This is a genomic window from Enterococcus sp. AZ078, assembly GCF_051714985.1.
GTDB lineage: Bacteria > Bacillota > Bacilli > Lactobacillales > Enterococcaceae > Enterococcus_B > Enterococcus_B hirae.
This window is the reverse complement of sequence record NZ_JBIOSW010000001.1, coordinates 2,231,556-2,243,556: the sequence shown is the minus strand read 5'-3', so window position 1 is coordinate 2,243,556 and position 12,001 is coordinate 2,231,556. Positions and strand designations below refer to the sequence as shown.

The 12,001-nt window shown below is 37.3% G+C and carries 11 protein-coding genes; 9 read left to right on the top strand and 2 right to left on the bottom strand.

Annotation, left to right across the window (positions count from 1 at the left end; genetic code table 11):
• Window positions 1-235 precede the first annotated feature (235 nt).
• Complete coding sequence (locus IGJ18_RS10500) at window positions 236-1,069, bottom strand: GNAT family N-acetyltransferase (RefSeq protein WP_010718667.1); 834 nt, start codon at window positions 1,067-1,069, stop codon at window positions 236-238.
• Window positions 1,070-1,352: 283 nt separating this feature from the next.
• On the opposite strand from IGJ18_RS10500, the gene IGJ18_RS10495 reads away from it, so the two are divergent.
• The 6 genes from IGJ18_RS10495 (at window position 1,353) to IGJ18_RS10470 (ending at window position 7,058) form a co-directional block, all read left to right on the top strand.
• Window positions 1,353-2,993 (top strand): malolactic enzyme, encoded by a 1,641-nt coding sequence (locus IGJ18_RS10495; protein WP_368020218.1) that lies wholly within the window; start codon window positions 1,353-1,355, stop codon window positions 2,991-2,993.
• Between the two features lie 218 nt (window positions 2,994-3,211).
• On the top strand, window positions 3,212-4,534 hold the full coding sequence (locus IGJ18_RS10490) for a 2-hydroxycarboxylate transporter family protein (protein WP_010718665.1): 1,323 nt from the start codon (window positions 3,212-3,214) through the stop codon (window positions 4,532-4,534).
• Window positions 4,535-4,839: 305 nt separating this feature from the next.
• Window positions 4,840-5,235, top strand: a complete 396-nt coding sequence (locus IGJ18_RS10485; RefSeq protein WP_438843300.1) for a DUF1310 family protein — start codon at window positions 4,840-4,842, stop codon at window positions 5,233-5,235.
• Window positions 5,232-6,452, top strand: a complete 1,221-nt coding sequence (locus tag IGJ18_RS10480) for an Mbeg1-like protein (RefSeq protein ID WP_438843299.1) — start codon at window positions 5,232-5,234, stop codon at window positions 6,450-6,452. Before IGJ18_RS10485 ends, IGJ18_RS10480 begins: the two co-directional genes overlap by 4 nt.
• A 16-nt stretch (window positions 6,453-6,468) precedes the next feature.
• Complete coding sequence (locus IGJ18_RS10475; RefSeq protein ID WP_438843298.1) at window positions 6,469-6,786, top strand: hypothetical protein; 318 nt, start codon at window positions 6,469-6,471, stop codon at window positions 6,784-6,786.
• A gap of 23 nt (window positions 6,787-6,809) precedes the next feature.
• The gene (locus tag IGJ18_RS10470) at window positions 6,810-7,058 is read left to right on the top strand and encodes a hypothetical protein (RefSeq protein WP_438843297.1); all 249 of its coding nucleotides are present in this window, start codon (window positions 6,810-6,812) and stop codon (window positions 7,056-7,058) included.
• 181 nt (window positions 7,059-7,239) lie between these two features.
• Here IGJ18_RS10470 and IGJ18_RS10465 read toward each other — a convergent pair whose 3' ends face one another.
• Complete coding sequence (locus IGJ18_RS10465; protein ID WP_010738030.1) at window positions 7,240-8,634, bottom strand: PLP-dependent aminotransferase family protein; 1,395 nt, start codon at window positions 8,632-8,634, stop codon at window positions 7,240-7,242.
• A gap of 91 nt (window positions 8,635-8,725) precedes the next feature.
• On the opposite strand from IGJ18_RS10465, the gene IGJ18_RS10460 reads away from it, so the two are divergent.
• From IGJ18_RS10460 to IGJ18_RS10450, 3 genes are all read left to right on the top strand, one after another.
• Complete coding sequence (locus IGJ18_RS10460) at window positions 8,726-9,691, top strand: ornithine cyclodeaminase family protein (RefSeq protein ID WP_081128124.1); 966 nt, start codon at window positions 8,726-8,728, stop codon at window positions 9,689-9,691.
• Window position 9,692: 1 nt separating this feature from the next.
• Entirely contained in the window at window positions 9,693-10,484 is a 792-nt protein-coding gene (locus IGJ18_RS10455) for a PhzF family phenazine biosynthesis protein (protein WP_438843296.1), read from the top strand.
• A 308-nt stretch (window positions 10,485-10,792) separates the two neighbouring features.
• Window positions 10,793-11,899: an alpha-hydroxy-acid oxidizing protein gene (locus IGJ18_RS10450; RefSeq protein WP_178305769.1), complete on the top strand. Its 1,107-nt coding sequence runs from the start codon at window positions 10,793-10,795 to the stop codon at window positions 11,897-11,899.
• Window positions 11,900-12,001 lie beyond the last annotated feature (102 nt).

The following is a 12,001-nucleotide window of genomic DNA, read 5'->3' as shown; positions in this document are numbered from 1 at the left end:
CTTAAAACGACTGAATTAGGACTTACTAGATGTGAGGAATGGAATAGGATATTTATTGAGGACACATTTGATTGTTTTTCTTTACTGGAGGGATCAAATGAGGGAAATGAAGGGGGAAAAATGAAAAGATGTTGGTGAACTTCACCAACATCAAAACGTATAAAGCCATTCTATATAGAGCATTTCTTAACTGAAAAACTGTTTTATTTCTAGTGATACTTTGGAGTGACAGCTTTCAATATTTAGTCAGTTGGCAAACATAGTAATCAAATGTACTTTTCTTTTCAAAGCCCATGTTTACATATAAATCATATGCAATTTGATTGGTTGCGTCGACTTCTAAATAAATTTCTTTTTCTTCTTTGATTAATAATTCTTGGATCAAACGGTTCAAGCAAAGTTTACCTAACCCTTGACCACGAAAAGCCGGTGCTACGACTAAGCCGTAGATACCATAGGAAGATAGATCCTCTTCGATTCGGGCACAAGCAATCAGTTGATTTTCTTTATGAAAAACAACTGTTTTCTCTAAATCTTCAGATGACAATGGAGGAACCGTTGCCCCAATTTCTCCTAATTGGAGTTGGGCAATTAGGGAAGATTCCTTTAGAGTAGCTTTTTGTGGTCGATAAGGAGAATCTAGCTGTTTAAATTTGTTTGGCTGAAGAATCAACCGATACTCAGTAAACTGTTTGTTCAATTCTTTTTTCGACTCAAAGTAATTTTTCAAAAAAAGGTCACGTGGATCAGTGATGTAAAGAATCGTTGTTCGACCGATGGTTTGAGCGAATCGCATTATTTCATCAAGTAGTTGTTGTAAACAAGCCAAATTTTCATGCACGATCATTGTCACTTCTAGTTCGCTCTCATCATAAAAACTTAAAAAAGCATAGGCAATAAGTGTCTCTTCTTTAAAACAAAGGACATGGCGGATCTGGTCGTTCGTTTGTTCAGCAAAATCAGGAGCTAGTTTAAACTGGCAGTGACGCTGCTGTTCGATCTGTTCTTTCAATTCACGGATCGTTTGCTTGGTATCAGGTTGTAGCTGTCTTGTGATAGATGCTTTCATTTGTTTTCCCCAATCAAAAGATTTTTCTCATCTTATCTTATTTTTTTAACCAACACAATAAGAAAGTGAATCGCGGTAGTTGGTCGTTCCTTCATTTGGTCATGAAGCCAGAAAGCGAGTCATTGTATTCAACGAGAGTGTCATACAAATGCAATGCTCATAAAAATATAGTTTATAAGGAAAAGTGACATATAAATAAAATTTATGGTAGGTATTAGTTTTGACTATATTCTTTTCTCACGCCTATACTTCCCTTGTTACTAAAACCTTGGAGGAATTAGCTATGTTGACAGGATTAAACTTATTAAATAATCCATTTTTAAATAAAGGAACAGCTTTTACGAAAGAAGAACGTGCGAAATATGGGATTACAGGTATGTTGCCAAGCACAGTCCAAACGTTAGAGGAACAATCGATTCAAGCATACGGACAATATTTGAGTAAACAAAGTGAACTTGAAAAACGAATCTTCTTAATGAATTTATTCAATACAAACCGGACACTTTTCTATAAATTAATGGGACAACATTTAGTTGAGTTTATGCCAGTTGTTTATGATCCAGTCGTTGCGGATTCAATCGAACAATACAATGAAATTTTCTTAAAACCGCAAGATGCTGCGTTTCTTTCAATTGATGAACCAGAAAATATCAAAGCAAGTTTACAAAATGCTGCGGACGGTCGAGACATTCGCTTGATCGTGGTGACTGATGCAGAAGGAATCTTAGGTATGGGTGACTGGGGAGTCAACGGTGTAGATATTGCGATCGGTAAATTGATGGTTTATACAGCAGCTGCTGGAATCAACCCTGCCCAAGTATTACCTGTATCGATTGATGCAGGAACAAATAATGAAGAATTACTAAATAATCCATTGTATTTAGGAAATCGCCATCGTCGTGTGACAGGACAAAAATATTATGAATTTATCGATCAATTCGTTGATGCAGCAACGGATCTTTTCCCAGAACTATTACTACATTGGGAAGATTTTGGACGAGGAAATGCTGCAACGATCTTAGAAAAATATGAAGATAAAATCACTACTTTCAATGATGATATCCAAGGAACAGGGATTGTTGTTCTTGCTGGTGTACTAGGTGGACTGAATATTTCTGGAGAATCATTGAAAGACCAAACTATTTTGACTTTTGGAGCCGGTACTGCGGGCGTAGGTATTGCCAATATTCTATTAGACGAAATGATTCGTCAAGGTGTATCAGAAGAAGAAGCTCGAAAACACTTTTATCAAGTAGACAAACAAGGGTTATTATTTGAAGATACAGAAGGTTTGACTCCAGGACAAATTCCTTTTGCTCGAAAACGATCTGAATTTACTAATTCTGCTGAATTAACAACTTTAGAAGCGGTCGTAAAAGAAATTCATCCAACAATCATGATTGGAACATCGACTCAACCAGGTGCGTTTACGGAAGAAATCGTTAAGGAAATGGCAAGCCATACACCACGTCCAATCATCATGCCATTGTCTAATCCAACGAAATTAGCGGAAGCGAAAGCCAAAGATTTAATTGAATGGACTGATGGGAAAGCATTAGTAGGAACTGGGATTCCGGCAGCAGACGTGGAATACCAAGGAGTAACTTATCAAATCGGACAAGCAAACAATGCGTTGATGTATCCAGGGTTAGGACTTGGTTTGATTGCTTCAACGGCTACACGTGTGAATGCTGAGATCATTTCTCAAGCAAGTCGTGCATTAGGTGGAATCGTTGATGTTACACAACCAGGCGCAGCAATTTTACCTCCAGTTGCGAAGATCACTGAATTTTCTCAAACAATTGCAGAAACAGTAGCGAAATCTGTTGTTTCTCAAAAATTGAATCGTGAAGAAATCACTGATATCAAAGCAGCAGTGGAATCTGCTAAATGGGTACCAGAATACCAAGAGTTAGACAAATAAGCTTGACCAAATTTCTAAAACAAAGTGAATGAAGAATTAGTTGAGCACAATCATACACAGAGTACGTTAATCGGTGAAAGGAAAGCAGCTGATTAGGTGCAACGAGGTGAAAAATGGGAATCACCTGATGAAGAAGCTATAAAAATCAGATATTGAACTATTTTTCAACGTACCTCAGCCTTTCACCGTGCTTTTTTATTCAGAAAGGATCTGTATGAATGACACAAAGAGAAGAATCAACTACAAAAGTTGAAGAAAAAACAAAAGAAGGATTTTGGACAACTAAGATTACTGGAGTAAGTCTTCCTATCTATTTTGTTATGGTATTAGTCCTGATCGTTGCAATGGCACTTGGAAAATTACCAACGAATATGATTGGTCCGATCGCTGTTCTAGTGATATTCGGGAATTTATTTCATTTTATTGGTACAAAAATCCCAATCGTTAGAAGTTATCTAGGTGGAGGTTCCGTATTTGCGATCTTTGCCTCAGCTGCAATTGCGACTTTTGGTATATTACCAGAATACGTGGTGAAAGCTACTGAAAATTTTGTAAGTAACATGGGTTTCTTAGATTTTTATATCGCAGCTTTAATCACTGGGAGTATTTTAGGGATGAATCGTAATTTACTAATGAAAGCATCGGTACGTTTCATTCCAGTAGCACTTATTTCAATGATTGTCTCGTTTTTTGCTGTTGGTCTAGTTGGAATGTTAATTGGTAATGGGTTTGGACGTTCCGTACTGTATATCTCTTTACCAGCAATGGCTGGAGGAGTTGGAGCTGGCGCAGTTCCATTATCTACGATTTATGCGAACGTCTTAGGAACGAATGCTTCCTCTATTATTTCTCAATTACTCCCAGCTACAGCAATGACTAATGTCTTAGCCATCATTGGAGCAGCTTTGGTTGCTCGTGCAGGAAAATCAATGCCTAAATTGAATGGTGAAGGCAAACTTATGGCAAAAGGCGATCTTGGTGACGGTAAACCACGGAATGTGAAACCATCGATCCCCCAATTAGGTGTAGGTCTAATGGTGTCATTGACATTCTTTATTTTAGGACAAATCGGCAACTACTTTGTGCCAAAAATCCATGCGTATGCTTTCATGATTATCATTGTCGTGATTTGTAAAATTACAAATCTCTTACCTGATTATTATGAGGATGCAGCAATTATGTTCAATAATCTGATCGTTAAGAATTTAACAGCAGCTGTCCTTGCAGGAATAGGGATTGCGCTATTGAATCTAAATGTCTTAGCTTCAGCGTTAACTTGGCAATTCGTTGTTTTATGTTTGACAAGTGTTGTAGCAATCTCGCTCACTTCAGGATTCGTGGGACGTTTATTCGGTTTGTACCCAGTTGAATCAACCATTACAGCTGGATTGTGTAACAACTCAATGGGTGGTACAGGGAACGTAGCAGTATTATCTGCGGCTAATCGAATGGAACTAATTGCTTTTGCGCAAATGGGAAATCGTTTAGGCGGTGCAATCGTCTTGATCATTTCAGGATTTTTGATGCAACTATTTTCTTAAGGAACGAAGACAATAATTTTTTTCCTACTTTAATCGATAAGAAAAACATAGATCTGGAACAACGTTTGTTCCAGATCTATGTTTTTTTGTTTACATTCTTCTAATTGAGTAGGAACTACCCATGATGAAAGTCACGAGTGTACTCGGCTAATTCATCAAACCAAAAGCATGAATCGTAAAAGAAACCAGATCAACAAAAAAATTGGGTTTATCTGACAAAAATCTTCAAGTACTTGCGTATCTCTATTATGAAAAGAGAATGACGAACGTGTTGGTCAAATAGATAGAAAACAGGAAGAGGATTTATGAAAAAACAAAAAATGTTGTATCGTTTAATGAAAATTTTAGGGATAGCAGTAATCATAATCGGAGGGATTGTGTACATGAAACAAAAGCAGCTTAATGAAGAAGTGGTCAATATGATTAAGAGTGACCGAGTAGCGCAACTGATCGAATCTGAGTTAAAACGGTTAGATCCCAAAGCATTAGCAGCTGAAGGAATCGTCCATTCGTATGAAATTGATTACGAAAGTATTGAACCTAATCGTTTAGGAGGAATCAACGTTGAATTGATCATTAATCAAGATGAAGAGTTAACATTAGGATTGGTAGTCAATGAGCGCAGGAACCAATTAGTGAATGATGGATTAGTTCTCTCAGAAAAACTAGATAGGCTGATTGAGAGAGAGGATCAGTCATGAGGATGACTGATGAAGAGAGAATAAAAATGATAAGCCAAAGCTATATGAATCTCGAAGTGAACAAAAAAATTTCAGTGAATCGTCAAACATATGGTTATGTATCAAAGATAATAGATAACAAAAAAAGTGGAGAAAAAAGTTTTATCATTACCGACGGAAATCCAAAAGTGCAAAAGCCAAAAGAAGTGAAACAGATAACTATCCTTTATCAAGGCTCGATAGGGATCAATAAAATACTGGTAAATCCTGGAGATGTATGGCGAGATTGGGGAGTAAATAATCTTCCTACGGCTGTCCAAGTGATCAATGCAGGAGGAGCAACTGCGATGCCGCAATTAAAGTCTGCTGCCCATACATTACAAGAAACCATGCAAATGTATCCCAATGCCAAAGTTTCAGTATACGGCCATTCTTTAGGTTCAATGAATGGACAATATGCTATTTCAGATTTGCCGACTGCTTTTCATGATCGGCTAGAGGGAGTATATCTCTATCAAGGCCCCAACATTTACAGTATTTTAAATCCCAGACAACAAGCAGCGGCAGATAAATTAACGAATGAAGGAAAGATTTTCAATTTTATTGACACAAGAGATTTAGTACCAATCGGGTATTCACTGACAAAAAAACAAGTGGGCACAGTAATTGAAGTGACATCTAAAAAAGTGAAGTTGGGCAAACAGCATATGTTGGGCGGTTATTTATTTGATCAAGATGGGAATCTAGTGACACAATCTAAAGGGATTATCCAATTAGCAAAACATCAGACAAGCAAAGAGTTGGATCGGCTCGCTGAGATTCATCATCAAATTCGTCACAGCGGTAAAGGAATTTCTTCTTCACAAGAGATTTTTTTAGATGCGATGCAAGCGAGAACGATTACCTTGGGATACAAACAAGCGATTCAATCTGAGATAGACACAGTGGTCAAGTGGCTAAACAAGGAGATTGAACAGGCTAATCTTCTTTGGAGCCAAACGAAACGGGATACGAACCGCTGGGGTGAACATTTGAATGATACCGAAAAAATGGCTATTCTGGCAGAAAATCAGGTGACAGAGTACACACTAGTCCGTCAGCCAGTGGCTACCTATGAACAACAACTAACCCTATTGCAAAAGGTCCAATATGAATTAGATACGCTGCTGAAACAGATAGTAACCACCATTGAAGAACAGGTGAGGACAGATAAAACATTGTCCCAATATCTTTCATAAAATGGAGGGGTTATGGATGAAAAAAGGTGAAGGACAGTCTCAACCTATGGAAAAACAGTTATATTCAGAAAAAAAACAATTAGAAAATCAACTCGACCAACTAAAGAACGAGAAAAGTAAATTTGATCATTACTTAAATCACTTAGCAAACCAGTTCCATGATTTTTCATTTTTTGATGTTTCCCCCCACAGAAAACAGTTCTATCATCTGTTAAATGATAGCAAAGAAGAGGCGGAAGGGATTTTTCGCAGAGAGAAAAGACTGATCGAATGTCGCATCGAATATCCCTTAATAGATAAGTACTCTGCATTAGAAAAAGAATCTAACAACTAATAAAAACGAAACGGGAGAAAAACATGTTTGAAGAATTACAAAAAACATTGGAAAAACAACTCATTCGGCTTATTGTTGCAACACCAAGTCATGCCACATCGCAAAATAGAAAAAACTTGACCAAACAAACACTTCAACAGAAGAAACAAATGTTGAAACAGCTGACTACAAGTTATGCAAGTCATTTAAGTCACGTTTCTAAAGGAACATGGGTCAAGACAGCTATCCAAGTGATCGAAAGAACGGCGAATCAATTCGAATGGCTTACTTAAGGAAGTAAAAAAGTTGAGCATGAAGTTGTGCTAAACTTTTTTACTACGAGTAAATGATCGATTCAATGATGAACCGCAATAACAAGAGAAGACGTTCTAAATCAAAGGAGTGATGGATCTTCTCTTGTTTGCCAGTGATTGAATGATTTTTTGAGTATACCTAAAAATAGAAACTAAAAAATCATAAATAAGCATCGATTTCTTCTTTAATGATCCGTAATCCTTTCTTTAAAATCTCCAAATGATTGGATGATAAGGCGATTCGGATAAAAGGATCAGCTTGTTGTTGACTAGTGAAGCGATTCGAGTGATAGATTCTTATCCCTTTGTTCAAAAAATGTTGTTCTACATCTAAGGGAGAAATATCGGCTCGGATCGGAATATTTCGATAATAAGGATAAGGATTCGAAGGACGAGGTAAATCAAAATACGCATCAAAGCAGTCATTTGCTTCGGCTGTTCGCTTTAATTTTGTTGTTAAGATTTTCTGAACTGTTTCTGGTGAGTGCAAGATTTGAGTGATGATTTCTGCATCTAAACCAGATGTTTTGACGTTTATATTAAAGATTGCTCGTTCAATTCGTTCTCTTAAACGTTCTGGGAATACAAGATAGGCTACACGAAGACCTGAGCAAATGAATTTGGTCATTCCTGACAAGTAAATGGTTTGGTCAGGTAGCAGCTGTTGAAACGGTGGCAAAACTTGTTGTTGAAAATGGGTTGTTAAGAAAGAATGAATATCGTCTTCAATAACTAATAACTTTTCTTTGGAAATAATAGCTTTCAATTCATTACGCCGTTGGAGAGACAGTTGAAAACCGATGGGGTTATTACAAGAAGGCATCAGATAAATCCCTTTTATTTTCTTTTTATGACACTCTTGTAGCAATAATTCAGGTTTCATTCCTTCTTGGTCGAAATCGATCGGAACTACTTCTAAGTGATACAAATGCGCTAACTCAATAAAATTGGAATAGGTATATCGATCAATAGCGATTCGATCTCCAGGAGAAAAAAAGGCGGCAAGTGTCACAGCAAGACCATTTTGAACACCAGAAACGATTGCGGTATGATGAATCGTTGTTTGAACCCCTTGAGTCTGTAACCACTCGACTGCCGTCTTTAATTGAAAATTGGTTCCCATAGGGTCACGATAATTCAATAAACCCACGATATTGGGGTTGAGACTGACTGAATGGATAAAAGGCAGGACAAGATGGTTGCAGTCTTCAAAAGAACTAACTAATCCAAAATCAATCACATGCTCAGCTACTTGATTAGTTGAAATCGTGATTGAAGTAAAAGCATTAGGGGAAACGAACGTACCACTTCCAATATTGGTGTACAAGAGACCTTTCTCAATACCATATTTATAGGCCTGACCGACAGTTGTAAAATTGATATCTAAATAGTCGGCTAATTCTCTCTGAGAAGGAAGTTGGGTATTTTTTTGTAACTTACTTGTAAGAATATCTTCTTCTAGCTGTTGGATCAGAGATTTATAGATGGGGCGTGTTAATTTTGTTTTATCAGGTCGCCAAGTGATCGGATAATCTTCATAAGAATTTATGGGCATTTTATTCACCTCTAAAATTGTATTCCATACAATTATACTGTTGAATGTATATAATTCAATGATAATATATGGATGTGAAGGGGAGATTTTTATGAGAAAAATCGATTTTGAAGAAGCAGTATCACGATTAGATTTTCAAGAGGCAATTGAAGTAATGCGTCAGTGTTTTAGCGATTATGGCGAAGGAAAAATTAGTCAAAATACACGTATGGTAGAGATTTTGCCAGATGGTAAAAACAAAAATGTTTTTGCGATGATGCCTGCTTATCTTGGTAAAGATCGTTATTTTGGTGCAAAAATCATTACTGCATTTCCTGATAATCATTTACAAGGACTATCTTCACATTTGGGGGAAATTCTATTATTTGATTCTAAAAACGGTGTACCTGTAGCGCTAATCAACGCGAATGCAGTCACTTGGATTCGTACCGCTGCAGTTTCCGCTTTAGCCACTGATATATTGGCGAAAAAAGAAGCGGCATCATTAGCTTTAATCGGGGCTGGACAACAAGCAAGCTCGCATTTGAATGCGATCTGTGCTATACGTTCAATCAATAAAGTATCTGTCTATGACTTGAGTAAAGAAAGAAGTCAACAATTTATTGAGGAAATGCAAACAGCATACCCGGAAATTGAATTTTCAAGTGGAGAAACACTCGCAGAAACAGTGGAACAAGCTGAGATCATTTGTACGCTAACACCTAGTAAAGAGGCGTTTTTGAAAAAAGAATGGCTTACTCCTGGTACGCATATCAATGCTATTGGTACGTTTACACCAGATACACGTGAAATCACTAGTGAGTTGATGAAAAGCAGTGCCATCTATGTCGATGATTATGAAGCTGCAATGAAAGAAAGTGGCGATCTACTGATTCCGATTGCTGAAGGAGAATTATCAGAATCAGCGATCTCAGGCTCGTTAAGTGAATTGGTTTCAGGAAAAAGATTACTAAAAGACCAACAAGAAACAATCACGATTTTTGATGCCGTTGGCTTAGCGATTGAAGATCTATGTTGTGCAGAATATATTTATCAAAAAGTTAAGGAGTCTGAATAAAATGAAGTTAAGTTATTATGTTGTTGATGCATTCACACAAGAAGTGTTTAAAGGGAATCCAGCAGCAGTCTATGTTTTAGAGAAGTGGTTACCAGATGCAGTGATGCAAAAAATTGCTATTGAGAATAACTTATCTGAAACAGCATTTACTGTCAAAAAGGAGGAACACTATGAGTTACGTTGGTTTACTCCGGATCGTGAAATCGACTTATGTGGACATGCTACTTTAGCAACAGCGTTTGTTTTGTTCAATTATTATGGGGTAGAGGAAGAAACAATCAAATTTACTAGTCAAAGTGGCGAACTTCTTGTGACAAAACAACAAGAAACTTACTATATGGATTTTCCAAGTATCATGCCTAAAAAAGTAGCGATTTTACCAGAATACGAAAAAGCGATCGGTGCAAAAATCAAAGCTGCTTATTTAGCGCGAGATTTATTTTTTGAACTTGCAGATGAAGAAACCGTAAAACAGTTGCAACCAAACTTTTCAGCTATTAAAAATTTTGATTTGGGAGTTGGCGTGATCGTGACCGCACGTGGTCAGAAGGAAGATTTTGTTTCTCGTACATTTTTCCCGAAATTAACGATCAATGAAGATCCCGTTTGCGGTTCTGCTCATGCCAATCTTATTCCTTATTGGGCGAATAAATTAAGTAAGAAAAAAATGATTGCCCATCAGCTTTCACCAAGAGGTGGCTACCTTGATTGTGAGTTACGAGGGGAGAGGATCATGATTGGTGGAGAAGCAGTGCTATTCGCTCAAGGAGAAGCTTATATTCCAGAAAAATAAGCATCACAAATGAAGCAAGAGTTCCCTCTGACAATCTATACCTTTTTCTTCTAGGGCGATTTCCAGAGGATAGAAGTAAGCCTGTTTTTAGAGATACTAGAAGAGGCTGAGGCAGGTTTTGGCTTAGTCTCTTCTTTTCAACCATAATATTGAAGCTTTCCTAGAAACTCTCTCTATTATTTTACTACTACTTTACTGCTAGAGTTCAAACAGATTATTTGCCTGTATCATTTTTGAGAGGTACGATAATAATGCAAACGCTATCATAAAATTCATGGTTCTTAATTCGAGAGAAAGAAGGCTTTATTATGGAAAAAGTTTATCAAGCTGGTACACATGAAGGGATGATTGATTTCATCAATATGGAAGATCTGGAATTAGCAGCTACTCAAGTAATCCCTAGTGGTGGATATGGCTATATCAGTAGTGGTGCAGGGGATTTGTTTACTTATCGAGAAAATCAAAAGGCCTTTAATCATCAACTGGTTATCCCTCATGTTTTGAAAGATGTGGAATTACCTGATACAACGACCTATTTTTCTGATGAAACATTAGCCGCACCAATCATTATGGCACCAGTAGCAGCGCATGGATTAGCCCATGAACAAGCTGAAAAAGCTTCGGCTAAAGGAGTATCAGAATTTGGAACGATCTATACAGCTAGTTCTTACGCTTCTTGTACCTTGGAAGAAATTAGAGCAGCTGGTGGTCCTGAAGCTCCTCAATGGTTTCAGTTTTATATGAGTAAGGACGATGGGATCAACTTGGATATCTTGGAAATGGCAAAAAGAAACAGAGCAAAGGCGGTTGTTTTAACAGCTGATGCAACAGTTGGCGGAAATCGTGAAACAGATCGGCGAAATGGTTTTACTTTTCCGTTGCCTATGCCAATCGTTCAAGCTTACCAATCGGGAGTCGGTCAAACGATGGATGCAGTCTATAAATCGTCTAAACAAAAATTAAGTCCAAAAGATATCGAATTTATTACGACCCATTCAGAGTTGCCAGTTTATGTCAAAGGGGTACAATCAGAAGATGATGTGTATCGTTCTCTTGATGCTGGTGCACAAGGGATTTGGGTCTCCAATCATGGTGGTAGACAGTTAGATGGTGGTCCAGCTTCTTTTGATTCATTACGCTATGTAGCTGAAGCTGTGGATAAACGTGTACCGATCGTATTTGATAGCGGTGTTAGACGAGGGCAACATGTCTTTAAAGCGATTGCTTCAGGAGCTGATTTAGTTGCCATTGGTAGACCAGCCATTTATGGACTTTCTTTAGGTGGAAGTACAGGAATCAAACAAGTATTTGATTTTTTCAAAACAGAACTTGAAATGGTCATGCAATTAGCTGGAACTCAAACTGTTGAAGACATCAAAAACGCAAAATTGAGAGAAAATCGTTTCATGTGTTAAGACAAAAAATCGGTTTATCAATAGGGATTAAGTAGCAAAATAGCTTGAACAGATAGTGACTTTGGATAGCATTTTTGAATGATCGTGCTTATTTTAGGAAAG

Excerpts from the sequence above, each read along its gene's own strand:
- IGJ18_RS10455 (WP_438843296.1), top strand. The coding sequence starts at position 9,693 with ATGAAGTTAAGTTATTATGTTGTTGATGCATTCACACAAGAAGTGTTT.
- IGJ18_RS10485 (WP_438843300.1), top strand. The coding sequence starts at position 4,840 with ATGAAAAAACAAAAAATGTTGTATCGTTTAATGAAAATTTTAGGGATA.
- IGJ18_RS10480 (WP_438843299.1), top strand. The coding sequence starts at position 5,232 with ATGAGGATGACTGATGAAGAGAGAATAAAAATGATAAGCCAAAGCTAT.
- IGJ18_RS10450 (WP_178305769.1), top strand. The coding sequence starts at position 10,793 with ATGGAAAAAGTTTATCAAGCTGGTACACATGAAGGGATGATTGATTTC.
- IGJ18_RS10460 (WP_081128124.1), top strand. The coding sequence starts at position 8,726 with ATGAGAAAAATCGATTTTGAAGAAGCAGTATCACGATTAGATTTTCAA.
- IGJ18_RS10495 (WP_368020218.1), top strand. The coding sequence starts at position 1,353 with ATGTTGACAGGATTAAACTTATTAAATAATCCATTTTTAAATAAAGGA.
- IGJ18_RS10470 (WP_438843297.1), top strand. The coding sequence starts at position 6,810 with ATGTTTGAAGAATTACAAAAAACATTGGAAAAACAACTCATTCGGCTT.
- IGJ18_RS10475 (WP_438843298.1), top strand. The coding sequence starts at position 6,469 with ATGAAAAAAGGTGAAGGACAGTCTCAACCTATGGAAAAACAGTTATAT.
- IGJ18_RS10465 (WP_010738030.1), bottom strand. The coding sequence starts at position 8,634 with ATGCCCATAAATTCTTATGAAGATTATCCGATCACTTGGCGACCTGAT.
- IGJ18_RS10500 (WP_010718667.1), bottom strand. The coding sequence starts at position 1,069 with ATGAAAGCATCTATCACAAGACAGCTACAACCTGATACCAAGCAAACG.
- IGJ18_RS10490 (WP_010718665.1), top strand. The coding sequence starts at position 3,212 with ATGACACAAAGAGAAGAATCAACTACAAAAGTTGAAGAAAAAACAAAA.